Source organism: Methylomonas rapida (assembly GCF_024360925.2).
GTDB lineage: Bacteria > Pseudomonadota > Gammaproteobacteria > Methylococcales > Methylomonadaceae > Methylomonas > Methylomonas rapida.
In genome coordinates this window covers 3,743,955-3,768,151 of sequence record NZ_CP113517.1, presented here as the reverse complement: position 1 = coordinate 3,768,151, position 24,197 = coordinate 3,743,955, and the positions used below count along the sequence as shown (strand labels likewise).

General features: G+C 54.5%; 19 protein-coding genes. 18 read left to right on the top strand and 1 reads right to left on the bottom strand.

Going from position 1 to position 24,197, the window contains the following annotated elements; genetic code table 11:
• Nucleotides 1-480 precede the first annotated feature (480 nt).
• The 3 genes from NM686_RS17715 (at nucleotide 481) to NM686_RS17705 (ending at nucleotide 3,133) form a co-directional block, all read left to right on the top strand.
• On the top strand, nucleotides 481-993 hold the full coding sequence (locus NM686_RS17715) for a hypothetical protein (RefSeq protein WP_255189181.1): 513 nt from the start codon (nucleotides 481-483) through the stop codon (nucleotides 991-993).
• A gap of 32 nt (nucleotides 994-1,025) precedes the next feature.
• The gene (tgt, locus tag NM686_RS17710; RefSeq protein ID WP_255189180.1) at nucleotides 1,026-2,135 is read left to right on the top strand and encodes a tRNA guanosine(34) transglycosylase Tgt; all 1,110 of its coding nucleotides are present in this window, start codon (nucleotides 1,026-1,028) and stop codon (nucleotides 2,133-2,135) included.
• 197 nt (nucleotides 2,136-2,332) lie between these two features.
• On the top strand, nucleotides 2,333-3,133 hold the full coding sequence (locus NM686_RS17705; RefSeq protein ID WP_255189179.1) for a Fic family protein: 801 nt from the start codon (nucleotides 2,333-2,335) through the stop codon (nucleotides 3,131-3,133).
• A gap of 63 nt (nucleotides 3,134-3,196) precedes the next feature.
• Here the strand turns inward: NM686_RS17705 and NM686_RS17700 are convergent, their stop codons facing one another.
• Entirely contained in the window at nucleotides 3,197-4,417 is a 1,221-nt protein-coding gene (locus NM686_RS17700; RefSeq protein WP_255189178.1) for an aspartate kinase, read from the bottom strand.
• 214 nt (nucleotides 4,418-4,631) lie between these two features.
• Between NM686_RS17700 and ade the strand changes: the two genes are divergently transcribed.
• From ade to NM686_RS17625, 15 genes are all read left to right on the top strand, one after another.
• Complete coding sequence (gene ade / locus NM686_RS17695) at nucleotides 4,632-6,293, top strand: adenine deaminase (RefSeq protein WP_255189177.1); 1,662 nt, start codon at nucleotides 4,632-4,634, stop codon at nucleotides 6,291-6,293.
• Between the two features lie 3 nt (nucleotides 6,294-6,296).
• On the top strand, nucleotides 6,297-7,718 hold the full coding sequence (locus NM686_RS17690) for an FAD binding domain-containing protein (RefSeq protein ID WP_255189176.1): 1,422 nt from the start codon (nucleotides 6,297-6,299) through the stop codon (nucleotides 7,716-7,718).
• The gene (locus NM686_RS17685) at nucleotides 7,705-9,972 is read left to right on the top strand and encodes a xanthine dehydrogenase molybdopterin binding subunit (RefSeq protein ID WP_255189175.1); all 2,268 of its coding nucleotides are present in this window, start codon (nucleotides 7,705-7,707) and stop codon (nucleotides 9,970-9,972) included. The genes NM686_RS17690 and NM686_RS17685 overlap by 14 nt, the downstream gene beginning before the upstream one ends.
• Entirely contained in the window at nucleotides 9,947-10,441 is a 495-nt protein-coding gene (locus NM686_RS17680; protein WP_255189174.1) for a hypothetical protein, read from the top strand. Before NM686_RS17685 ends, NM686_RS17680 begins: the two co-directional genes overlap by 26 nt.
• A complete protein-coding gene (locus tag NM686_RS17675; RefSeq protein ID WP_255189173.1) occupies nucleotides 10,434-11,384 on the top strand; it encodes an XdhC family protein in 951 nt (316 codons plus the stop codon). The genes NM686_RS17680 and NM686_RS17675 overlap by 8 nt, the downstream gene beginning before the upstream one ends.
• A gap of 242 nt (nucleotides 11,385-11,626) precedes the next feature.
• A complete protein-coding gene (locus tag NM686_RS17670) occupies nucleotides 11,627-13,816 on the top strand; it encodes a type VI secretion system Vgr family protein (RefSeq protein ID WP_255189172.1) in 2,190 nt (729 codons plus the stop codon).
• A gap of 17 nt (nucleotides 13,817-13,833) precedes the next feature.
• Nucleotides 13,834-14,307 carry a DUF6484 domain-containing protein gene (locus NM686_RS17665; protein ID WP_255189171.1) on the top strand — a complete coding sequence of 158 codons (474 nt, stop codon included), beginning with the start codon at nucleotides 13,834-13,836 and terminating at the stop codon, nucleotides 14,305-14,307.
• 11 nt (nucleotides 14,308-14,318) lie between these two features.
• Nucleotides 14,319-15,428 carry a DUF2169 family type VI secretion system accessory protein gene (locus NM686_RS17660; RefSeq protein ID WP_255189170.1) on the top strand — a complete coding sequence of 370 codons (1,110 nt, stop codon included), beginning with the start codon at nucleotides 14,319-14,321 and terminating at the stop codon, nucleotides 15,426-15,428.
• On the top strand, nucleotides 15,425-16,465 hold the full coding sequence (locus tag NM686_RS17655; protein WP_255189169.1) for a hypothetical protein: 1,041 nt from the start codon (nucleotides 15,425-15,427) through the stop codon (nucleotides 16,463-16,465). The genes NM686_RS17660 and NM686_RS17655 overlap by 4 nt, the downstream gene beginning before the upstream one ends.
• Nucleotides 16,465-17,547 (top strand): PAAR-like domain-containing protein, encoded by a 1,083-nt coding sequence (locus tag NM686_RS17650; protein ID WP_255189168.1) that lies wholly within the window; start codon nucleotides 16,465-16,467, stop codon nucleotides 17,545-17,547. Before NM686_RS17655 ends, NM686_RS17650 begins: the two co-directional genes overlap by 1 nt.
• 36 nt (nucleotides 17,548-17,583) lie before the next feature.
• Nucleotides 17,584-18,480: a beta propeller repeat protein gene (locus NM686_RS17645; protein ID WP_255189167.1), complete on the top strand. Its 897-nt coding sequence runs from the start codon at nucleotides 17,584-17,586 to the stop codon at nucleotides 18,478-18,480.
• A 161-nt stretch (nucleotides 18,481-18,641) separates the two neighbouring features.
• Nucleotides 18,642-19,904 carry a TIGR02270 family protein gene (locus NM686_RS17640; RefSeq protein ID WP_255189166.1) on the top strand — a complete coding sequence of 421 codons (1,263 nt, stop codon included), beginning with the start codon at nucleotides 18,642-18,644 and terminating at the stop codon, nucleotides 19,902-19,904.
• A 2-nt stretch (nucleotides 19,905-19,906) separates the two neighbouring features.
• Nucleotides 19,907-20,077 (top strand): hypothetical protein, encoded by a 171-nt coding sequence (locus tag NM686_RS17635; protein WP_255189165.1) that lies wholly within the window; start codon nucleotides 19,907-19,909, stop codon nucleotides 20,075-20,077.
• Between the two features lie 139 nt (nucleotides 20,078-20,216).
• Nucleotides 20,217-23,687 carry a hypothetical protein gene (locus NM686_RS17630; protein ID WP_269021878.1) on the top strand — a complete coding sequence of 1,157 codons (3,471 nt, stop codon included), beginning with the start codon at nucleotides 20,217-20,219 and terminating at the stop codon, nucleotides 23,685-23,687.
• A gap of 29 nt (nucleotides 23,688-23,716) precedes the next feature.
• On the top strand, nucleotides 23,717-24,127 hold the full coding sequence (locus NM686_RS17625) for a bacteriohemerythrin (RefSeq protein WP_255189163.1): 411 nt from the start codon (nucleotides 23,717-23,719) through the stop codon (nucleotides 24,125-24,127).
• Nucleotides 24,128-24,197: the final 70 nt, after the last annotated feature.

The following is a 24,197-nucleotide window of genomic DNA, read 5'->3' as shown; positions in this document are numbered from 1 at the left end:
CTCGTTCCCACGCTCCTGCGTGGGAATGCATACCAGCCTTCAACACGCAGTACGGGTTCCCACGGAGGACCGTGGGAACCAGAGCGGCGTGGTCATCCAAAAGCCATGTAGATACGCACCGCGTACCTTCTGCTTTGCGCACCGGGTCGGCCTTAAATTGGTACGCAATGCGTACCCTACGCTGAATTGCCGACTGATTTAAACACCTCCACAATTCGCAACATGAATTTTCATCGCTTCGTTCGCGCGGGGCATTATCCTTCGCATTAGGGCGCGGATCTGGCGGAGCGGTTCGAATCGGTCGATGGGGGCGAATAAGCCTTTATTTGGTATGCAATGCGTACCCTACAACTTGCGCGACTCGCCGAAACTTTTCTGTTTCGTCCAAACAGAATTCAACGCATCGCCTTTCGGCTCAATTATAATGGCCGGTTTGTTTAACCGACCAATCCCCTGTTTTCACTGAGTAAATACCCGACCATGAAACTATTGCTCGCCTATTTGTCCAGTTGCTGGTTCATCAAAGACCCTACCGAACTGGTGCCGCCGAAATCGTTCATGTGGAAAAACGTGACGTTTTATTTCATTTCCGGCTGTATCGTCGAAGGCCTGATCGCCGATCCGGCCGACGGCACGCTGGAAGTGACCGGGCGTACCATCATGGCGTTCACCACGGTGGCGCTGTTGCTGTTGCTGGAAAAGAAATGGGAATACTACAGCCGGCTCTATACCTCTATTTTCGTCTGTGAAAACTTCATCATGACCTTGGCGGTGTTGGCGGAAATTTTGGATTTGTGGCTGGTCATGAAGCACTATCCGTACCGCGAGGAGATCGCCATTGGTGGCGCGGTGTTTCTGGTTACCTGGTATATCGCCATCGTCAGTTATATTTTTCGCCGCTTTTTTGCCTATCCGGTTAGCGTCAGCGTGATATATGCCTTCGGTTATTTCGTGATGACTTACGGCATTCCGATGCTGCTGATGGACATCTAACTCCCGGTCAACCTCATTCCATCCGTTTATTAATGCAATTCCAACTCAAAACCCAAGACGGCCAGGCCCGCCGCGGCCAATTGACCTTATCTCGCGGCGTGATCGAAACGCCCATTTTCATGCCGGTCGGTACTTACGGCGCGGTCAAGTCGCTGACGCCGGAAGACCTGGATGCCTTGGGCGCGCAAATCATCCTCGGCAACACCTTTCATTTGATGCTGCGGCCCGGCATGGAGGTCATGAAGGCGCACGGCGATCTGCACGATTTCATGCGCTGGCAAAAACCGATTCTGACCGATTCCGGTGGCTTTCAGGTGTTCAGCCTGGGCGCCTTGCGCAAGATCAGCGAACAGGGCGTGACCTTCAAATCACCGGTCAACGGCAGCAAGATTTTCATGGGGCCGGAGGAATCGATGCAGGTGCAGCGCGATTTGGGTTCGGACATCGTGATGATTTTCGACGAATGCACGCCTTATCCCGCCACCTACCAGCAGGCCGCCGATTCGATGCGTTTATCGCTGCGCTGGGCCGAACGCAGCAAACGCGCGCATGAAGGTAACGATTCGGCACTGTTCGGCATCGTGCAAGGCGGCATGTATCCGGAACTGCGGCGCGAATCGATCAACGGCTTGACTCAAATCGGTTTTGACGGCTACGCGATCGGCGGCCTGTCGGTCGGCGAACCCAAGCACGAAATGCTGGAAACCCTGGATGCGATCATGCCCGCCATGCCGACCGACAAACCGCGCTACCTGATGGGCGTCGGCACGCCGGAGGATTTGGTCGAAGCGGTCAGACGCGGCGTGGACATGTTCGACTGCGTGATGCCGACCCGAAACGCCCGCAACGGCCATTTGTTCACCCGTTACGGCGTCATCAAGATCAGAAACAATCAATACCAGTTCGATACCCGGCCGCTGGACGAAGATTGCAGCTGTTATACCTGCCGCAATTATTCCAGGTCTTATCTGAAGCACTTGGACAAATGCAAGGAAATGCTGGGTTCTAGGCTCAATACGATTCATAACCTGCACTATTATCTGGAACTGATGCAAGGCATGCGCGATGCGATCGAAGCAGGCAAATTCGATGAGTTCGTACGCGAATTTTACGAACTGCGCGGTGTGACGATGCCGCATTGAGCGATGAGCCTAGAAAAATCATTTGGTCCACGAAGCACGCGAAAATTACGAAAAGTTTCAAACAGTTATCGCACTAATAGCAGCTCCGAACAGGTGAATCGATAATCGATAAGCTTCATAACGCAACGATTTCTTTCGTGTATTTCGTGATTTTCGTGGACTTACTGCCGTTTTTAAGATGAATCAGGAGAGCTTAGATGGCGCAAATCGACAATCTGGAATTGCTGTTCAGCGAAATCGACTTATTGAAAGCCGAACTGCAATGGCACAGCCGCTTGCAAGAGCAAGCCTGGCTGCAAGCTCAGGCGATCGAAAATACTTACCACAGCAACCATCTGGAAGGCAGTTCGTTGAGCCTAAGAGAAACGGAACTGGTGATACGCACGGGCCTGATGCTGCCGGGCAAGTCGATGGCGGAAAACCTGGCGGCGCTAAACCATTATCAAGCCATACAGTTCATACGCGAACAAGCCGGCGAACATGCTTTGTTATCCGAAGAATTGCTGAAGCAACTGCATGCGCTATTATCGAAAGCGTTAAACCGGCAGCAAGCTGGCAGTTATCGTACCCAGGCGGCTACGCTGGCCAATGGTCAAGCGGCCACGCCACCAGAAGACTTGGCAGGATTAATGGCTGACTTTATGCGTTGGACGCGCTTGGAGGGGGCTTTTTTACATCCTATCGTTTTCGCCGCCGAAATCCTGCTGCGCCTGGAAACTTTGCAACCTTTCCCGACGGCCAACGGCCTTTGCGCCAGGCTGGCGATGAATCTGATTTTGTTGGAAGAAGGTTATCCCTTGCTCAGCATCAACGACGACGATGTCGGCCGTGCGGCCTATTGCCAAGCCCTCGCCAACGCGCAATCCGATGCGGACAAAAATGCATGGTTTGGCTTTATCGCCGAACAGGCGCTGCACAACGCGCAACGGCTGTTTGATCGCGTACAAGCTCAAGCCGATTCGCTCGATTACTTTTTATTAGGCGAGCAAAAACTTTGACCAGCCTGTAAAAAAAGCCTCGGCAAAAACCGATTGCCGAGGCTTGATTTTTTGAGTCGAAACTTATTCCTGATCCAAGCCAAAGGCTTTGTGCAAGGCGCGCACGGCTAACTCCAGGTATTTCTCGTCGATGACCACAGAAATCTTGATTTCGGAGGTGGAAATCATCTGAATATTGATGCCTTCGTCGGCCAATACCTTGAACATGGTGCTGGCGATACCCGCATGCGAGCGCATGCCGACGCCGACGATGGACACCTTGACGATGCTGTCGTCGCCGATGACTGTGGTGTTGTCGCCCAAGCCGGCGCACAGGCCTTCCAGCACGTTTTTAGCGCGAGTGAAGTCGTTGCGATTGACGGTAAAGGTAAAATCGGTGGTGCCGTGCGCGGAAATGTTTTGCACGATCATGTCCACTTCGATGTTTTCGGCGGCGATCGGCCCCAGGATTTTCGACGCCACGCCGGGCAGGTCGGCAACGCCGGTCACGGTCAGTTTCGCCTCGTCGCGGTTGAAGGCGATGCCCGAAATTAACGCTTTTTCCATTTCTGATTCCTCGTAGGTAATAAGGGTGCCGTTGCCTTCCATGAACGAAGACAACACGCGCAATTTGACATTGTATTTGCCGGCGAATTCGACCGAGCGGATCTGCAAGACCTTGGAACCCAGGCTGGCCATTTCCAGCATTTCCTCGAAGGTGATGCGATCGAGGCGGCGGGCTTTGGGCACCACGCGCGGATCGGTGGTGTAGACGCCGTCGACGTCGGTATAGATATGGCACTCGTCGGCCTTCAACGCCGCGGCCAGCGCAACGCCTGTGGTATCGGAACCACCGCGGCCCAAAGTCGTGATATTGCCATGTTCATCGACACCCTGAAAACCCGCCACGACGACGACCCGGCCGGCATTCAAATCGGCGCGCATCTTGGCTTCGTCGATCTCGCGAATGCGGGCCTTGGTATGGGCGCTGTCGGTCAAAATGCGCACCTGGGCGCCGGTATAGGAACGTGCTTCTACGCCGAGGTTATGCAGCGCCATGGCCAACAAGGCGATGGTGACCTGCTCGCCGGTGGACAGCAATACGTCCAGCTCGCGGTCGGTCGGCTGCGGCTGCATCTCCTTGGCCAGCGCCACCAGGCGATTGGTCTCGCCACTCATCGCCGAAACCACCACCACGATCTGATCGCCCGCCTCGTGGGCCTTTTTGACTTTCTCGGCGACGGCTTTAATGCGCTCGACCGAACCGACGGACGTGCCGCCGAATTTAAAAACGTACAATGCCATGTGTTTATTGACCTAGTTGGCTCTATGAAAGACTTTTTGTTTTAACCAGCGTCATGCTGATAGTTGTTTCGAGCAAAGAAAATGATGTCGCCTAAGCGGCCTGCTATTTTAACGCGAGTTGGCGCCGTAACAGAACCCATCATTGATAAAACCCGCTATCCTCCGTGCTGGGCTATACTCGATCCATAAAAATAACCACTAACGGATTAGCACCATGCCGGAAACGAATTCAGCGCCCGCTTCCTCCAGCGGTTCATTGCTAGCCAATGTCGTGCAAATCCAGGCACGGCGCATTGCGCGCGCCGAAGTGGCTTGGCGCGACGGCAACATAACAGTCATCAACGAACTCGGCCCGGCCGATCCCAGCCTGCCGTATTTGATTCCAGGCTTCATCGACGCCCATGTGCATATCGAAAGCTCGATGCTGACGCCGAGCGAATTCGCCCGCTTGGCAGTCCGCCATGGGACGGTGGCTTGCGTTTCCGATCCGCACGAAATCGCCAATGTGCTCGGCGTCGCCGGCATCGAATTCATGCAGAACGATGCCAGCGATACCCCGTTCAAGTTCTTTTTCGGCGCGCCGTCCTGCGTGCCGGCCACGCCGTTCGAAACCGCCGGCGCCACGTTGGATGTCAACCAAATCCAGGCGCTATTCGAAGGTGGCCAAATCCGCTATTTGTCGGAGATGATGAATTATCCCGGCGTACTGAATGGCGACCCCGAGGTGCTGGCCAAACTGGCTTTGGCGCGCCGCTTCGGCTTGCCGATCGACGGCCACGCGCCCGGTTTGAGTGGGGAAGAGGCTGCGCGTTATGCTGCAGCCGGCATCACGACAGACCACGAATGCAGCAGCTTGCAGGAAGCCGAAGCCAAATTGGCCTGCGGCATGAAGATTTTGATCCGCGAAGGCTCGGCCGCGCGCAATTTCGAAGCCTTGCATCCCTTGATCGGGCGCTATCCCGACCAAGTGATGCTGTGCAGCGACGACAAGCATCCGGACGACTTGCAGGCCGGCCACATCAACCAATTGGTGGCCCGCGCGCTTGCGCACGGCCATGATGTATTCGACGTACTTCAATGCGCCTGCCTGAATCCGATTGATCATTATGATTTGCCGGTCGGGCAACTGCGGGCTGGCGATAGCATGGACGCGGTGCTGCTGGCCAATTTGACCACACTCAAGCCAGTCAAAACCTGGATAAGAGGCCGCTTGGTCGCAGAATATGGCCTATCGCTATTGCCATCGAGCAAGCCGCAAATCATCAACTGCTTCAATGCCCGTCCCGTGCAAGCAGCCGATTTGCAAATTGCTGATTCCGGTCAGCCGATTCGAGTCATCCAGGCTCTGGACGGCGAATTGCTGACCCGGCAATTGCAGCTGGCGCCCAAAGTCCGCGACGGCTGCATCGTACCCGATCTGGAAAGAGACCTGCTCTGGCTGGTGGTCGTGAACCGTTACCAACCGGCCCAGCCGGCCGTCGCTTTCATCAATGGCTTTGGCTTGCGCCAGGGTGCCTTGGCTTCCAGCGTCGCCCACGATTCCCACAACCTCATCGCGGTCGGCTGCGATGCCGATTCGGTTTGCCGGGCGGTAAACAGCGTCATCGCCAGCCAAGGCGGTATCGCCTGTGTCTGTGACGATCAAATCCATAGCTTGCCGTTGCCGATCGCGGGTTTGATGAGCGATGCCGCCGGCGACGGCGTGGCAAATCGCTATGCCGAGTTGGACCAGCTGGCCAAACAGATGGGCTCGCCGTTGCGGGCGCCGTTCATGACTCTGTCGTTCATGGCCTTGTTGGTCATACCGGAGCTGAAGCTCAGCGACCAGGGCTTGTTCGACGGTCAACGCTTCGAATTCACCCTGCTGGCGGTGTGAGCCATGAGCATTATCACTTTTTTACTGAACCAAACCGTCGTCACCGAACGGACTTTAGAGAGTACGCCACTGTTGGACATCCTTCGCGGCAGCCAGCATTTGACCGGCTGCAAGGAAGGTTGCCGCGAGGGCGATTGCGGAGCCTGCCTGGTCTTGCTCGGCACACGCGAGAGCGGCAAGCTGGTCTATCGGCCGGCGACGGCTTGCCTGGTGCCGTTGGGCGCGCTGGCAGGCTGGCATGTGGTCACGATAGAAGGCTTGAGCGGCACTAAGCCAAATCCTATCCAACAGGCTTTGGTCGAGCAGGGCGGCATCCAATGCGGCTTCTGCTCGCCCGGCATCGTCGTCGCGCTGACGGCGTTTTTCCTGAATAGCCCGACTTCGGAGGTCGATGCGGCGCTCGAAGCGGTGGCCGGTAACCTTTGTCGCTGCACCGGTTACGCCGGCATCAAACGAGCGATTCAGCAACTGTGCGAACAGTTCGATTTGGCCCGATCGCAGCCGGCAAAGCGGCTAGACGATTGTCTGCAATGGCGCTTGTTACCCGCGTATTTTGCCGATATCGAAGCTCAATTGGCGAGCTTACCGGCGCCCACGCCTGCTGTCTCTCAAACCAAGGAAACAGGGATTTTGGTAGCCGGCGGCACCGATTTGATGGTGCATCAAGCTAAAACCGCAAATGCTGCAAACCTGCAATTTCTACCCCGGATTGCCGATCAGGATTGTATACGCCTGGACGGTGAGCGCTGCCGCATAGCCGCCGGGACCACTATCGAACAACTGCGGACGTCGCCGGTATTGCAAGAGCTGCTGCCGAGCATCGCCGAAGACTTGCAGCTGCTGTGTTCGGCACCGATACGCCAGCATGCCACGCTGGGCGGCAATCTGGCCAATGCCTCGCCGATCGCCGATTTGGCGGTGTTTTTTCTGGCGCTGGATGCGGAATTGATCCTGGAAAAGCGAGGTTCGCGCCGGCGCCTGCCGTTGCGCGAATTTTTCCTGGCCTACAAACAAACCGCCCTGCAGTCCGGCGAGCGCATCGCTGAAATCGCCGTCAATGTCGTGGCGAGTTTCAGTTTCGAAAAAGTCTGCAAACGCATGCACTTGGACATTGCCAGCGTCAATTCCGCGCTGTCGATTGGGTTAGCCAATGGCGTGATTGATCATGTGCATTTGGCGGCAGGCGGCGTGGCGCCGCTACCGCTGTATCTGGCGACGGTCTGCGATTATCTGCGCGGCAAAGCGATCAACGCTAAAACCGTGCTTGCCGCGGCGGCAATCGCCCAAACCGAGATTGCGCCTATTGGCGATCTGCGTGGCTCCATCGAATATAAGCGCTTGTTGTTCAGGCAACTGTTCTTCGCGCATTTCTTGAAACTGTTTCCGGAGCTGATTCGCTGGGAGGACTTGCATGCGCTTGGATGATGCCGCATTACACGCGATGGGGGCGTCGCAGTTTACTGACGATCTGCCGGCTCCAGCCGATTGCTTGTTCCTGCAACCGGTACTGTCTACGCTGGCGCACGGCCTGATCGAGAAACTGGATACACAAGCGGCGCACGCCTTGCCGGGCGTCGTCAAAATCTTCACCGCCGCGGACATTCCTGGCCAGAACCAGGTCGGCAATGTCGCCACCGACGAGGTATTACTGGCCGATAAGGAAGTGGTTTACCACGGCCAGGTTTTAGCCTTGGTCGTGGCCGAATCTGCAAGCATAGCCCGGCAGGCCGCAGCCTTGGTGACAGTCGATTATCAGCCTTTGCCGGCGGTTTTCGACGCCCGCGCAGCGGACGGCTTAGGATTGCACATCGCACCCAAACGGCTATTCGCTTGCGGCGATGTCGAGGCCGCTTTTGCCGAATGCGCATGGATCGTCGAAGGCTCGGCGCGGACCGGCGCCCAGGAACACATGTATCTGGAAACCCAGGCTGCGATCGCCTATCCGTTGGAAAATCGAGGATTGAAAGTGTTTTCGGCCACGCAATCGCCCGGCATGACGCAACGCATCATCGCCCGGATGCTGGGCTTGGCCATGCATCAGGTGGAAGTTGACGTATTACGATTGGGCGGCGGCTTCGGCGGCAAGGAAGAGCAGGCCACGCCGTTTGCGGCGATGGTGGCGCTGGCGGCTTTACATCTGCAGCGCCCGGTCAAACTGACGTTGCGCCGCGACGAGGATTGCAACATCACCGGCAAGCGCCATCCCTATGAGGCGGATTTCAAACTGGGCCTGGATGCGGACGGCAAGATACTGGCTTATCAGGTGGATTTTTATCAAAACGCCGGTGCCTATGCCGATTTGTCGCTGGCGATTCTGGAACGCACGCTGTTTCATGCCGGCAATGCCTATTACACTCCGAACATGCAAGTCAGTGCGGTGAGTTGTCGCACCCACTTGCCGCCCAATACCGCGTTCCGCGGTTTCGGCGGGCCGCAGGCGATGTTTGCATTGGAAGCGGCGATTTTCAAGGCTGCCCAAGCCATGGGCGTCGAACCCAGCGAACTGCAACGGCGCAACTTGCTGAAAGAAGGCGATAGCTTTTATTACGGCATGCCGGCGCAACGTTGCCAGACCGAATCCAGTTGGGCGCAAGCCGAGCAGAATTTCGCTTGGCGCCAGCGCCAACGGGAGATAGACGCGTTTAATGCCACGCATACCCTGGAAAAAAAAGCCATGGCGATCATGCCGATTTGCTTCGGCATCTCGTTTACCGCGACGTTTTTGAATCAGGCCGACGCACTGGTGCACGTCTATGCCGACGGCAGCGTCAATGTCAGTTGCGGCGCGGTGGAGATGGGGCAGGGCGTCAAAAGCAAGCTCGTCAAAGTCGTCGCCCAAACCTTCGGCATTGCCGAGCAGCGGATCAAGATCGAAAGCACCAATACCGGCCGCATCGCAAATATGTCGCCGACCGCCGCCAGCACCGGCGCCGACATGAACGGTCAGGCCGCGCGCATGGCCTGTTCGCAAATCAAACAAAGGTTATTGACGGTCGCGGCCGGTTTATTGGAGAACACAGAGGTCTCGCGACTAAGCATCGAAAACGAGCGTGTCGTTTACCAAGGCCAGCCGACCGATCTGTCCTGGAACAAACTGATCAGCCAGGCTTACCTGGCGCGGACGGCGCTGTCCGCTCACGCCCATTATGCGACGCCGGATGTATTCTTCGACCGGACGGTCAACAAGGGCCATCCCTTTGTCTACCATGTTTATGGTTGTGCTTCGGTCGAAGTGACCGTCGATTGTTTGCGCGGCCGCTATTGCATCGACCGGGTCAGCATCGTGCACGACGACGGTAAACCCTTGGACGAAATCATCGATAGAGGCCAGATCGAAGGCGCGGTCGTGCAGGGATTGGGTTGGATGACGCTGGAACAGGTGGCGTACGACGCCGGCGGCCGGCTGCAGACCGGCAAATTGAGCGTATACAAGATTCCGGACATGCATTTTGCTCCGGAAATAGATGTAAACTTTTTAGAGAATGCAGACAATCCGTCGGGCTTGCTGCATTCCAAAGCCGTCGGCGAGCCGCCTTTAATGTACGGTATTGCGGTTTATTTTGCGCTGACCAAGGCCATACAGGCCTTCAATCCGGGGTGGCAAGCCGACTTTGATGCGCCAATGACGCCGGAACGAGTGCTGCTTGCATTGTATGGCAAAAATATTTCTCCTGCCTGACTGGCGTACCGCGCTGCGCGGTGGCTTGATCTATGCCGCTGGCGATACGATAGCCACGCTGATAGTCGGTGAGTTTTCCCCGTCTAGGGCATTGGGCTTGCTGCTTGTGGGGGCGACAGTGTACGCGACGGAAATTCCGTCCTATTTCCGCTGGATTCATAGCCGGTTTGGCCTGCCGGGACGCTGGAATTCGCTGAACAGGGCCTTGCTGGCGCAAGCTTTCTTCAATCCGCTATGGATCGCCCGGCATTTGCTGTTCATCCGTCTGTTTTCCGCGCGCTGGTCCGAGCTGAATTGGCAGTTATTGAGCATAGGGTTGGATTCTTTTCTGCATATCGTGCCGGTCGGTCTGCTGATGAATTATTTGATACAAAACCGGGTGCCGCTGACTTGGCGTTTTTTGGCGAGTGCGGCCTATTCGGCCCTGATGGCGATTTATTTTGCCTTGAGCGAGGTGTGGTTTGGCTGAGCCGGGCGCAATCTGGCGATGGCTGCTCGATGCATTCGATGCGCATCAGTCCGCGGTATTGTTGATCGTCACCGAAAGCCGTGGCAGTACGCCGCGCAAAGTGGGTGCCAAAATGGCGCTGACAGCCAGTGAGTGTATCGGTACGATAGGCGGCGGTTTGATCGAAGCTGAGACTATCGCAATAGCCCAGCGTATGTTGGCGGATGGTGAAGCCACGCCAAAAATCTGCCGTCGCGCTCATCATCCCTCGGACAACATAGCGCCTTCCGGCATGATTTGCGGCGGCGAACAGACGGTGCTGATTTATCCCTGCAGTTCGAATGACCGGCAAGCTTTTGAGCGTTTATTGGCAAGTTGCCGCAGCTGTGTGCCGTTAAATTGGTGTGTTTCCGCGCGGGGGATGAAGCTTGCGCCGGCGGCGGATTTTGTCTCAGGCGAGTTCGTGGACGGCGAAAATTGGCTTTATAGGGAAACCATTGGACAATGCAAACGGGCCTATATCATTGGAGCCGGGCACGTCGGTTTGGCGTTATCCAAAGTGTTGACTATGCTTGATTTCGATATCAGCGTGATCGATGAACGTGAACCGCTCGATTCGCTGCCGCTTGGCAATGGTGTCCAGCACAAAAAACGGCTTTCCTATGCCGATATTGCCGGGCATATTCCTGAAGGCTCGGACGTATTCGTATTCATCATGACGCCTGATCATTACACGGACGAGCTGGTGCTATCCAAGCTGGCCGGCAAACGCTTTGCCTATCTTGGCTTGCTGGGTAGTCGGCATAAAATTGCACTGCTAAAACAGCGGCTGAGTCATACATTGCCGCTGCACTATTGGCAGGACATTCATGCGCCCATGGGGGTGTCGATCAACAGCCACACCCCCGAGGAAATCGCGGTCAGTATTGCCGCGGAGGTCATTCAAATCGTCAATGCCCATTAGCCGGATCGGGCGTCACGGTGACGATAAAAATGCCTTGTTAGCCAGCGAAAAATGGTATACAAACCCGGCCAATGTAGTGTTAGATGAATCGACAATAGCCGAAGGCAGGGCTACGGTTTCAAATTTTCAGGTTTTTTGGCATGCACCGGAACGACGATATTGGTTTTGATCGGTACTTTTGTACAGGACTACAAACTGCCTGATCTCAATACAGAAACTTTCATTCCCAGGAATCAAAAACGATGGCAGCCATCCAAGAAAACCGCAAAATTCAAGTGTTTACGCCGTTACGCGAAAACACTTTGCTGTTTTATCAAATGCATGGCAAAGAAAGCCTAAGCGAGCCCTTCGAATTTCAACTTGATTTATTAAGCGAAAAATCCGACATCGCGCCCGAATCATTATTGGGCGAAAACTTCACGATTCGCATGCAGCTGGACGATGGCAGCTGGCGCTATTTCAATGGCTATGTCAGCCGTTTCGGTCAATATGGCAACATCAATGAATACTTTCATTACCGCGCCGAAGTAAGGCCCTGGCTGTGGTTTTTGACGCGCACCGCCAATTGCCGCATCTTTCAAAATCTAACCGCGCCCGAAATTATCTCGCAAGTTTTTCGTGACCAGGGCTTCAGCGACTTTCAGCTCAAGCTCACCGGCAGCTACACCAAGCGGGAATACTGTGTGCAATACAGGGAAACCGACTTCAATTTCGTCAGTCGCTTGATGGAAGAAGAAGGCATTTTTTATTACTTTAGCCACGAACAGAACAAACACACGCTGTATCTGGTCGATGCCAATACCGCTCTCGGCCCATTTCCCGGTTATGCCAGGATTCCGTATCATGTCGAAACGGGCCTCGTGGACAAAACCCGTGCCGATCATGTTTTCCAGTGGGGATTTTCGCGGGAAGTGCAGACGGGGCGTTACGAAATCACCGACTATGACTTCAAAAAGCCCAAAGCCAATCTGCTGGTCAAGTTGAATCTCAAAGAATCGCATGCCCATGCGGAGCATGAATTCTTCGATTATCCGGGACATTACACCGAAACCAGCACTGGCGATCATTTCGTCCGCCAGCGTATCGAAGAACTGCATGCGCGCTTCGATCGTAGCGAAGGGCAGGGCAACGCGCGCGGGTTGGCGACAGGTCATGTTTTTACCTTGCAGGATCATCCGCGCGATGACCAAAACAAACAATATTTGATCGTTTCCGCGAGCTACCACATGGTTTTGGAAGAATATTTTTCCAGTTCGCTGCGGGGGGGAGCAGGGAAATTGTTCGATTGCAGTTTCATTGCTCAAGACAATAAACATCCGTTTCGCGCGTCCAGAGTCAGCCCCAAACCGCTCGTGCATGGCGCGCAGACGGCCGTCGTGGTGGGGCCTGCCGGCGAAGAAATCTACACGGATAAATACGGTCGGGTGAAGGTGCAGTTTCACTGGGATCGCTTCGGTAAAAAGGATCAGGACAGTTCATGCTGGGTCAGGGTGGCGCATCCCTGGGCCGGCAAGAACTGGGGCATGGTTGCCATTCCGCGCATCGGTCATGAAGTGGTGATCGAATTTCTGGAAGGCGACCCCGATCAACCCTTGATCGTAGGCAGCGTCTACAACGGTGACAACATGCCGCCCTATGCGTTGCCGGCCAATATGACGCAAACCGGCATTCTGTCCCGCTCGTCCAAGGGTGGTTCTTCCGCGAATGCCAACGAACTGCGCTTCGAAGACAAAAAAGGCTCGGAGCAGGTTTATCTCCACGCCGAAAAGAATCAGGATATCGAAGTCGAGAACGACGAAACGCATTGGGTCGGCCACGATCGCAGCAAAACCATCGATCACGACGAAACCACGCACGTCAAGCATGATCGCACCGAAACCGTGGACAACAACGAAACTATCACGATTGGCGTCAACCGGACCGAAAAAGTAGGGAGTAACGAGAATATCACCATCGGCGTCAACCGCACGGAAACCGTCGGCTCCAATGAAACGATCACGATTGGCCTGAATAGGACGCGATCGGTCGGCGTCAACGAAGCCATTGCGATCGGCGCGGCGCAAGAGGTCGTGGTGGGCGCGGCCAGAACGGTCAACGTCGGCGCCAATCAGGCGACCAACATCGGCAATTCTCATTCGGTAAGTGTTGGCAAAGATCAGACCGTCAGCGTAGGCAAGAATCAGAGTTCCACTATCGGAGAAAACCGTAGCGGGTCGGTGGGCAAGGATGACAGCCTGAAAGTGGGCAAGAATCTGGTCATCGATGCCGGCGATTCGGTCACCATCAAAACCGGCAAGGCCAGTATCACGATGAAAAAGGACGGCACGATTACGATATCCGGCAAGGACATCACGATCAAGGGGACAGGAGAAATCAACGCCAAGGCCAACAAGGATGTCGTGATCAAGGGCAAGAATATATTGCAGAATTAAAGCGAGTGGTAGCGACAATGAATGAAACCGCATTCGACAATCAAATCGAAACTTCAGCTCAAACGCGTATCGATGGCGTAGTGATTGGGGTGCTGACCGGATTCGATGGCGAGCAGCATCCTCTGGTGGTTTTTCCAGGCAACCCGAGCGATACCTCTTTAACCGCGCGGGCAACGACCGTGTTAACCAAGGACGATGTAGGCAAGGAAGTCGCCTTGCTGTTTGAAAACGGCGATCCAAACGCGCCGATGATCATTGGACGATTGCGCCATACCAAGGAAACCGAAGTACTGCTTCCGTCCGAGGCCAAAATCGTCGACGTCGACGGAGAACGCAATGTCATCGAAGCCAAGGAAGAAATCGTGTTGAAATGTGGCAAAGCCAGCATCACGCTGACCAAAGCCGGCAAGATCATCCTTCGCGGGGCCTATGTCCTGAGCCGTTCCTCCGGCGTCAACCGCATCAAGGGCGGTTCGGTGCAAATCAACTAATAGACACTCACATGGACTTGTTAAACGCCACCGACATGCAGGCCACCTATACCCAGGGCACCGATAAGGATGCACGCGACAGTCTGGTGGTGGTGGTCAAGGGCACGTTTAATATTCCACTCGACGGCGGCGACGCCAAACTGGCGCAGGAACAAAAGCCGTTGATCATGGCCGACACCTTTACCGGTGAACCGGGTTTTTCCGCCCCCATTTACGAAGCCGACTTCGCCCCGATCAAGCCGCGCTGCGACGTTTTGCTGGTCGGCAGCGCCCATGCCCCCAATGGCCAGCCGGTCAGCAAATTGCCCGTAGGCTTGAAGGTAGGCGACATGATCAAAACCTTCAATGTGGTGGGCGACAGGGAGTGGGAAGTCAACGCACTCGGCGCAAATCCCGGCCGACCGCGGCCATTTCTACAAATGCCGATCACTTACGACCGTGCTTATGGCGGACAGGACAACTTCCATGTCGATCCCGGCCAGCACGGCGCGTTCATGCAAAACCCGGTCGGCCGCGGCTACCGCCGGCACTTGATCGAAATCGAAGGCAAACCGCTACCGAATACGGAAGAAATGGACCGTCCCATCACCTCGCCAAAAGGCGAATATCGGCCGATGTCGTTTGGCGTTATCGGTCGTAACTGGCTGCCGCGTTTTCCCTTTGCCGGCACCTACGATCAAAACTGGATAGACAATATTTTTCCGTTCTTGCCGCACGACTTCGATAACCAATATTTCCAGGCAGCTCCGCCCGATCAGCAACTGCCTTATCTGCAAGGCGGTGAAGACGTAGCCTTGGGAAATTTGGCCCCGCAATCAAACATTCGGTTCAAATTGCCCAGAATCGACATGCCGATCGTGTTTTTTTACAAAAAAGGCGGCAAACACGAAACATCCGGGGTGATCGATACCTTGATCATCGAACCCGACGCCGGCGTGTTTACAATGTGTTGGCGCGCCAGATTGCCGTTGAAACGCAACATGTTCGAGATTGCCCAGGTTCTGGTGGGCAAAATGTCGCCGGCGTGGTGGCGGGCTAGGGAGTTGGGCAAAACCTATTATCCGTCGCTGGATGCCGTGGTAAAAAGCAAGCGGCGTGAAGCCAGCGTGGAAATCGAATGAGTACACAGGCTCTGACTGTCTATGGCACCGGCCTGGTCTGCGGTGTTGGTCTGAATGCCGCCGCCGCGTGTGCCGCGATTCGTGCCGGCATCAACAACTTCCAGGAAACGCGTTTCATGGATGCCGGCGGTGAGTGGATCATGGGTTGTGAAGTTCCGTTGGCTCAACCCTGGCGGGGATTGACCAAACTGGTAAAAATGGCGTGCATGGCGATTGCGGAATGCATGGCCAATTCTGAAATCAAAATCGTGCCGGTGGAAACACCTGTCTTGTTATGCGTCGCGGAAGGCGAGCGGCCAGGAAGATTGGACGGGCTGGATCACGAATTGTTCCACGCAGTCCAAACCGAATTGGGGATGGATTTTCACGAACAATCCTCTCTGATTCCGCAAGGCCGCGTTGCCGGTTCCGTCGCGTTATACCAAGCCCGAAAGCTGATACACGATCAGGGTTTCAAGCAAGTGCTAATCGTGGGCGTTGACGGCTTTTTGAATGCATCGTCACTGATGGCTTATCAGGAACGGGAACGCTTGTTGACCAGTCAGAATTCGAATGGCTTCATTCCGGGTGAAGCCGCTTCGGCGATCATCGTCGGCGCACCAATAGCCGATGACAAACCCAGGCTGCATTGTCTCGGTATGGGCTTTGCCATCGAAAAGGCAACCGTCGATGCCGAACTGCCTTTGCGCGCGGATGGCCTTGCCGCCGCGATCAAATCGGCCGAAGCCGATGCCGGTTGTACGATTGGTTCGACCGATTTCCGCATCACCGACCTGTCTGGCGAACAGTACTATTTCAAGGAGGCGGCTCTGGCACTGTCGCGTACCTTGAGACAGCGCAAGGAATTCTACGACATCTGGCACCCGGCCGATTGCTTTGGCGAAGTGGGTGCCGGCATTGGCCCTGCGATTTTAGTCGTGTTGTTGGATGCATTCAAAAAAGGCATCGCCCCCGGCCACCGGATTTTAAAGCATACGGGTAACGACAACGGCAAGCGCTGCGCGCTGATTTTGTCTTATCAAGCTGCGAGGAATTGATGGCCAATAACGTATTCGCCAATAATCGGGAAGTCTCCTGCAAATCGGGATCAGGCAATACCATCTGCGCTTTTCCCGACGTCTGTTTTACCCCTCCAGAAAACCCCGCCACCCCACCGGGCGTTCCCATCCCTTACCCGAATACAGGCAAGGATTCGGATACCACGGAAGGCACCAAGCACGTCAAGATAACCGGCAAGGAAGTCATGCTGAAAAACAAATCCTACTTCAAGACCAGTTATGGCGATGAGGCGGGATGCGCGGCAAAAAAAGGGGTGATTACCAGCGTTAATCGGGGCAAGGTTTACTTTACCAGTTGGTCGATGGATGTGAAGTTTGAGGGGGAAAACGTTGTCCGGCATTTGGATATGACGACGCATAATCATGCGTCTCAGGGACCGAATACGCCGCCATGGCCTTTTTTAGACAGCATGGCGCTGGATACATCATCTCATCCCTGCAATCAATCAGGCGATGCCAAGAAAGTTACCGACAACTGTAATAATCCACCGGAAGACGATTATTCTGCGGGCTGCTGCGAAGCACGCAAGTGCATGCTAGTCCCGTATAGCCCTAATAAGTGTTGTAATGGGAGGAATGGAGAACAAAAGACGCCGCACCATGTCGTTCTAAAATCACAATTTTATGAGTCCGGATTTGCGGGTAAAAGTAGTAAAGCCGAACAAGACAAAGGGGCACTTCTTAAAGATGAAAACGGTGATAACAAATACTCAATAAATAAAGCGCCATGCATATGCGAAGAAGGGACAAGTCAAACAGAAGGAAAACATGGCGACATTCATACCGAAACAAATATTGCTACCCTCGAGCATGAGTCGGTTAAACCTAATTTGACTGAATCTAAAAAATCGATCAAAAAGGATGCCAAATGGAAGGTAGGAGAGTCTGAAGCGGTAGGAGCCAAAGCAGTCGCAGATGTGACTGGCTGTGATAAAGACTGTATTGAAGCGCAAGTGCGTGCGGGGCATTCCGACATGGGTATAGATTCAGGGGATGATATACGTCCGACTGTTACGGGTAGAACGACTCGCCCCGCTAGTGGTACAGGTTCAGGGTATTAGAGATAGAGATTAAAAAGCCATCGAGCAAAGATACGCATGAATAATAGATTGCCTTTAGAAGGACTGACAATACGAACTGCCGTAGTACGTTTACCGGACCGTGGATATATTGCTGCTGCAGATACCAAGATAGAGATGGCGGAGCCTCATACCATTTTTTTTACATGGAATAGAGGGGATTTTAATCAGGGCGATCGTAATTATAATGCGCATAGCCTTTGTTTAATTAATAGACCAGAACCGGGATTGGTAGATATATCTGAACAGGGGTATTACTCCGTAAATACAGCCAATGGATTTATGAGTGGCGATATATTAGAGAGCAGTCAACCACCGCCAAAGGAAGCGCGTTATGGTGGTTTTCGTTCTGTTTCAGAGATAGCTGGTCGGGCTTTCGCCGTTGGGCTACGTGGTCTGGTTTATCGGCTGGATGAATTGAATCTGTGGATGCGTATTGATGATGGATTGCCAAATACTTTTAATATTCAAGCAATTCATGGGTTTGCTGAAAAAGATATTTATGCTGTCGGTCGTAAAGGGGAGGTATGGCATTATGACGGACAAGTTTGGGTGAAACTTGATATGCCAACAAACGCACATTTAACGAGCGTTAAATGTGCTGCTGATGGAAAAGTATATATTGCCGGCCACAACGGTACATTAATGTGCGGCTCGGGCGAAACATGGGAAGTTATAAATCATGAAAGCACCGATGAGGATCTTTGGGATGTCGAGTGGTTTGAGGATACAGTCTATGTTTCGTCCATGAGCTCGGTATATAGACTGGAAGGACAGCGGTTGGTCAAAGTTGATTTTGGAAATGATGCTCCTAAGACTTGCTATCAGCTAAGTACCGCAGATGGTGTGATGTGGTCTAACGGTGAAGACGACATCATGTCTTTTGATGGAAAGGTCTGGGTTAGGATCGTGTAAACGGCGTACGATGGATTAAGGTAGGGGGATTTGCCTGGCAATCCATCGTGACCGATATGAAGCCGCAATATATACCAACGTTTCTGGGCGTCTTGAAATGGCGCTTCAATGGCCCGAAACCACCCTACGATTTCAACAATAATTTAATTAGGCCATAGTTGATGTCCGCTGCCGTCGTTTCCCATATCATCGAACAACACGCCGAAGAAGCGGCTTTTCTGTGGGTGCTCCGCAGTTATGCCGTGCATGCTCCGCATTACCGCCTTAAAGACTTGGCCAAACTCGACAACCGCGTCGAAGCGCATCTGGACGGCTTGCGGATTGCCGGCGCGGAAGGTTGGGAGCTGTGTGCGCAAGCCTTGGAAATCGGCGAGGCGGGCGAGGTGTTTGCGGCCGGTTTATTGGCCCTGGAAAGCAAAGACCCGCAAAAGTTGGTCAAGGTGCTCGGCGTCGCCGAAACGTCGCCTGAGGCCTGCAAAGGTTTGATTTCGGCCTTGGGTTGGACGGAACCCGCGAAACTTTCAGGCACGGTAAAACAATGGCTGGCTTCGGCGTCAGATTTTCACAAATTCATCGGCATTTCCGCCTGCTCGATTCATCGTGTCGATCCTGGCAAAATCCTGGATGATCTGATTCAGGATGCCGATGCCCCCGTGCCGTTGCGTGCACGCGCATTGAGAGCAGCCGGCGAGCTGAAACGCCGCGATTTGATTCATGGCCTCCGCGCCTGCTTCCTGAGCAAAGACGCGCCGGTTCGCTTTTGGGCGGCTTGGTCTGTGGTAATGCTGGGGAACCGTAACGAAGCTTTGGAGGCGCTGAAAACCTTTATTGTCACCGGCGCAAAACAGTTTCCAAAGGCCTTGCCAATATTGCTGCGCGCATTGCCTGTCGACCAAGCCGGCGCCTTATTGAAAGGTCTGGCTCAGTATCCAGAACGCCAACGCGATTTGGTCGCAGGCACCGGCATGATAGGTGATCCATTTTATGTGCCTTGGCTGATCAAGCAAATGGAAACACCCGAATTGGCGCGCCTGGCGGGTGAATCGTTCAGTTTCATTACCGGTGCCGATATTGCCTATGAGGATTTGGACGCCGATAAGCCAGAAAACTTTGAATCGGGGCCGACAGAGAATCCTGAAGATGAAAACGTTCAGCTCGATAGCGACGAAGATTTGCCCTGGCCCGATCCGGTCAAAATTCAATCCTGGTGGTCGGCCAGGCAGCATCGGTTTCAAAACAGTGCCCGTTATTTGTTGGGGGCGCCGATTTCGGAAGCTCGATGCCGGAACATATTGCATGAGGGATTCCAGCGTCAGCGCTCCGCCGCTGCGCTGGAATTGGCCTTGATGAATCCCGATGAGAGGCTGTTTGAAACGCGCGCGCCGGGATGGCGTCAACAAGGGCAGCTGCAAGCGGACTCGTAGTCATGGTTAATATTACCGCGCTGATATTGGGCGTCTTGTCTTTTATTTTCGTGGCTTTCGTCGTCGGTGATTATTTGCGTGGAGAGCGCACATTGTCCATTGCCGCACGCGTCTGGCTAAAAATTGCCATCATTTTTGCCGTGGTAGCTTTATCGTTAGCAATAATGAGCTAGACGGCCTCGTTTGCCTGCCAGGGCGGCCGGTATCTTGAGTTTTGCTCGAAATCCCCCGTATTCGATCTGGGTTTAACTACTGCCGAAAACGCGGCTTTGCTATATCATGGAGAAACAAATTAACAACCATGGGGGCAATATGGATCAGTTACGCGCACTCGGCCTGGGGGAAAAACAGTGCGATCAGGATAGCATCAGGCAGCATTTGCATCTTTATATCAATCTGAAGTTGGCATCTTGCGGACAACCGACTTGCAACGATGGCCAATCCGCGGCGTTCATGGATACCGCGCAGGATTTGCTGAATAGCTATCTGGAAAAAAATCGCCTGCTAGCCGGTTCCTCGCTCTATCCGGCCGATCGACGGATTCAGGATTTCCTGGATCGCTACCTGGCTGATGTGGGATTGGACAAAATTCCAACCTTGCCGACGATGACTTTTGAACTGGATCGCCATGGGGTGGCACGCGAGTTGTCGTTGCCATTGGGCGCCAACGAGTTCAAATCCGAAATCGTCTCCAGTTATCGAGTCAAACAAGGGGTGTTGCACAACCCGGCTAGCGACCGGCGCACCACCGAAGGCTCGTTTCATGTCGCCGATGGCGGCTTGCCGGTGCCGGGCGACAAGAAACTGGTGCCCAAACTGACCTTCGCCAAAATGCTGGAGCAGGCCTTGAATCCGCCGGCTGACATGTTGATCGTGCCGTTTACCGCCAATCAGCCTCAGCCCGCGCGGATGTTTGCCTCGCTGTTACTCAGGCCTATCGTTTGTCCGGAGATCCCGGGTATCGAGCCGGAGAAATCGATGGAGATTCGTTTCTTCGCCCCCGGCAATCTAGTCAGCAATCTGGATTTCGTCGAGAGCATTTTCGGCAACGGCGGCAACCCGGCATTGCCCGAATGCGACGCGGCGTTGGATGTCGACCATTGGAGCGGGCATAGTGGTTGCGTGATCCTGGCCCCGCACCTGGCCAAACTGCGCAAGAAGGATGTCGGCCTGCCGCACTGGGATGACGCCACGGAACGGCAGCGCGCCGATGGCATGTGCTGGGAGCAAGAAGACGAGTTGTACAACAACGGCCAGGCCTTCAAGTTGACGGCCCGCGATGCGTCCGGCGTCATCGTCACGCTGCTGGCGGACAATTATTACGGTTACTGCAAGAAAGAAGTCAAAACCCAGATCAGCTTCGCCGCCAATCTCTATGGTCTGGCCGAAGAGGAACATGCCGGCGGCGCCTTGGCGTTCAGACGCTATAACCACGGCGACGAATTCGGCGTCGAAAGCGTAACGCGCGAGCCGGGCTACGATTTCGACGAAATGGCCTACCACTATGGGCCTGTGATGGATGTGCAGCCCGAAGGTTATGCGGTCGACAAGCATTTCCCGGACATCATCTACGTGCCGCAGGATTTGCGCATGAATCTGAATTCCCAGAAGATCACCTGGGTCAAAAATGGCCAAAGCCACAGCATACGCCTGCGCCCCGGCAAGATTTACATCCAGCCCAATGGCTACAAAATCGAGATGTGCAAACATCCTGGCGCGCCGTCCTGGCGCCTGGTCGGCACCGTGGCCGAAGGCACTTTTTGCCATAAGCCCTGCACGGTATCGGGCGGCGGCAAATCGGAAATTTCCAAGTCCATCGAAGACGCCGTCATTTATGGCCCGTTGTTCGTCGACGATCTGCAACGCGATCTGGATAAGGTGCAGGCGATTTTCGATCGCGACTATTCCGACCGCTTCTTGACGCCGCATCCGACCGGTATCAGCCGGCCGCCGTTGAGCCCCGAACGCAGCCTGGGTTCCGTGATCAAGCTACTGACTCCATCGCCGACCTATACGGCGGAATTCAACGCCTGGCTCAAGTCTATCCCCCCAAGTATCTTGGCTTTGGTCTTCATCATCAAACGCTTCTATCGCAGCGAATGGGGCGACCGCTGGCGCGACCATTTGTCGGTCGACATCATCGACGGCGCGCCGGGCCATGAACTCAAATTGCACCACCGCAAGATCGTCGCCACCTATTTGCGGGTGGGTTTCGATCAGGATGGCGGCTGGCGTACGTTCAAGGTACGGCAGGATTATCTGGCCTGCGAAAAGGTGCAGATGGAAGACGATATCAGCGCCTCCGTGGTGACCCCGGTCGATAGCATCCGGCGCTGGCTGGCGGTGGACAATCCGCACGTCAATAGCGTCAAGCTGGTCACCAACTGTGAATACCGGCTGTTCCAGCGCCCCGACGATGCCATTCATCCCGGTTACGACAAACAAACCGAAGCCAACATGTCGGCGCCGGGCAATTTCATGGCCAATTTCGAGCCACTGGACCCTGAAAAACTCGCCAATGTGGTCGAAGACGTGATGACGTTTTCCAAATTCACGCCACCGATGCAGCAACTGTTGCACGAGGCCTATCAGCAGCGGGAGCCTTATGTGGTGTCCTCGGCTCATCCGCGGTTGGTGGACGGCAAGCCCTCGAAAAACCCGCGTTATCTGGAAACCCGCGGCGACTTGATCAAGCCGCTACGCAAATACGTGGCAGAAATGGGGGCGCGGTTGCATCGCAAGATTCCGTTGCATCAGCCGGTTTGTCACCCGGTCGATGCGGTGCTGACGGGGCGTCGCAACAATCCGCCCGATGGCCCGATTCGCGCCTTGGCGGTGTATAACCCGATTCATTACCAGGAACTGCCCGAGCTGTTCATGGACTTCGTCTGCTCGTTGACCGGCAAATCTCCGTCAACCACCGGCGCCGGCAGCGAAGGTGCGCTGACCAAGGGACCTTTCAATGCGCTGCGGCCGACGGCCGATCTGAACAATGCCCTGGTATCGTTCATCCTGACGGGTTACCCCGGTTTTTCCAGCTCGGCAGGCCATATCGGCCCGGATATTCGCGTCGATCACGACATCAGTTTGTTGATTCCCGAAATCTGGGCCCGCCTGTCTCCGACAGAGCGTCACCCGGATTATCTTTTGAAACACGGTTATCTGGAGCCTTTGGCCGATTTCGAGCATAACGGCCGCCTGGTGCTGGCCAGTCGCCTGGGTTATCGCATCACCAGCCATTTCGTGCATGGCTTGTTGGGCAAGATTTTCGACAATCCTTATGCGGTGTTCACTGACGACATTTTGCAGCCAGAAGTACAAAATCTGGATGTGTTCGTCGATGGCGTGAACAACATCGTCGAGACTCAGCAGCGCGTGGCCCAGCAATACCTCGATGATGGCAGCATCGAGGATGCCTGTCCGCCGCTGTATGCCTTGTTGCATATCATGGCCGATGGTCATTACAAGGGAATGGATGCGCATCACCACGAAATCCGAAGTATGTTTACGCGCGAGTATTTGCTGAACTCGGATTGGTATCATGAAAGACTGGAAATCAAGCAACGGCGCGATGTCGCCTTGTGGCAGCGCCATGTCGACTATCTGCAAGAACAGGCACAAGACACCCGTTTGAACGCCCATGTCAGCAACATGCAACTGACGCAACGCTTGCAGCGGGCCAAACTAAAGCTGAATCAAGTCAAAAGTCCGGACTATTTACAGTTGTTGGTCGGCACCTTGGGCGCCGACCCGCTCGGTCCTTATCGAGCGGCCAAACCTTAGTCCGTTGTTTAAAACATTAGAGGCAATTCATGGCTATTGATATTCCATGGGAAAAGAAGTTTGAGTTAGGGCGCCCGCGCATCGACAGCGAGCATCAGGTGTTTTTGGACTTGATCCGCCATGTGTCGGAAGCATCCGAACGACAAGAGCCCAAGGATTGGTGCCTGCGCTTGCTGCGGGAAGTGGAAAAGTTCGTGGATTTTCACTTTTACAGCGAGGAAAACCTGATGTTGAAAACCGGCTATCCGGATTATCTGGACCATCAGCGCAAGCATGTCGAATTGATGGAAAGCCTGCGCGAGCGGGTGGAGGCTTATGCCCAGGACCGCATCAACCTGGAAGCGGTGGTTGTGTTCTTGTTTGATTGGTTCGTGATGCACACCTCGCAAACCGACAAGAAGCTCGGCAAGTTTCTGAGCAATGAGCATCTGCTTCAGTAGGCTGCCAACGTCGGTAAGGAATGAACATGAAATAATCCATGCAAGTATTCGGTGTAGGTGCGGATTTATC

Bases quoted from the DNA above. Each gene is read 5' to 3' on its own strand.
- NM686_RS17715 (WP_255189181.1), top strand. From the start codon at position 481: ATGAAACTATTGCTCGCCTATTTGTCCAGTTGCTGGTTCATCAAAGAC.
- tgt (WP_255189180.1), top strand. From the start codon at position 1,026: ATGCAATTCCAACTCAAAACCCAAGACGGCCAGGCCCGCCGCGGCCAA.
- NM686_RS17705 (WP_255189179.1), top strand. From the start codon at position 2,333: ATGGCGCAAATCGACAATCTGGAATTGCTGTTCAGCGAAATCGACTTA.
- NM686_RS17700 (WP_255189178.1), bottom strand. From the start codon at position 4,417: ATGGCATTGTACGTTTTTAAATTCGGCGGCACGTCCGTCGGTTCGGTC.
- ade (WP_255189177.1), top strand. From the start codon at position 4,632: ATGCCGGAAACGAATTCAGCGCCCGCTTCCTCCAGCGGTTCATTGCTA.
- NM686_RS17690 (WP_255189176.1), top strand. From the start codon at position 6,297: ATGAGCATTATCACTTTTTTACTGAACCAAACCGTCGTCACCGAACGG.
- NM686_RS17685 (WP_255189175.1), top strand. From the start codon at position 7,705: ATGCGCTTGGATGATGCCGCATTACACGCGATGGGGGCGTCGCAGTTT.
- NM686_RS17680 (WP_255189174.1), top strand. From the start codon at position 9,947: ATGGCAAAAATATTTCTCCTGCCTGACTGGCGTACCGCGCTGCGCGGT.
- NM686_RS17670 (WP_255189172.1), top strand. From the start codon at position 11,627: ATGGCAGCCATCCAAGAAAACCGCAAAATTCAAGTGTTTACGCCGTTA.
- NM686_RS17665 (WP_255189171.1), top strand. From the start codon at position 13,834: ATGAATGAAACCGCATTCGACAATCAAATCGAAACTTCAGCTCAAACG.
- NM686_RS17660 (WP_255189170.1), top strand. From the start codon at position 14,319: ATGGACTTGTTAAACGCCACCGACATGCAGGCCACCTATACCCAGGGC.
- NM686_RS17655 (WP_255189169.1), top strand. From the start codon at position 15,425: ATGAGTACACAGGCTCTGACTGTCTATGGCACCGGCCTGGTCTGCGGT.
- NM686_RS17650 (WP_255189168.1), top strand. From the start codon at position 16,465: ATGGCCAATAACGTATTCGCCAATAATCGGGAAGTCTCCTGCAAATCG.
- NM686_RS17645 (WP_255189167.1), top strand. From the start codon at position 17,584: ATGAATAATAGATTGCCTTTAGAAGGACTGACAATACGAACTGCCGTA.
- NM686_RS17640 (WP_255189166.1), top strand. From the start codon at position 18,642: ATGTCCGCTGCCGTCGTTTCCCATATCATCGAACAACACGCCGAAGAA.
- NM686_RS17635 (WP_255189165.1), top strand. From the start codon at position 19,907: ATGGTTAATATTACCGCGCTGATATTGGGCGTCTTGTCTTTTATTTTC.
- NM686_RS17630 (WP_269021878.1), top strand. From the start codon at position 20,217: ATGGATCAGTTACGCGCACTCGGCCTGGGGGAAAAACAGTGCGATCAG.
- NM686_RS17625 (WP_255189163.1), top strand. From the start codon at position 23,717: ATGGCTATTGATATTCCATGGGAAAAGAAGTTTGAGTTAGGGCGCCCG.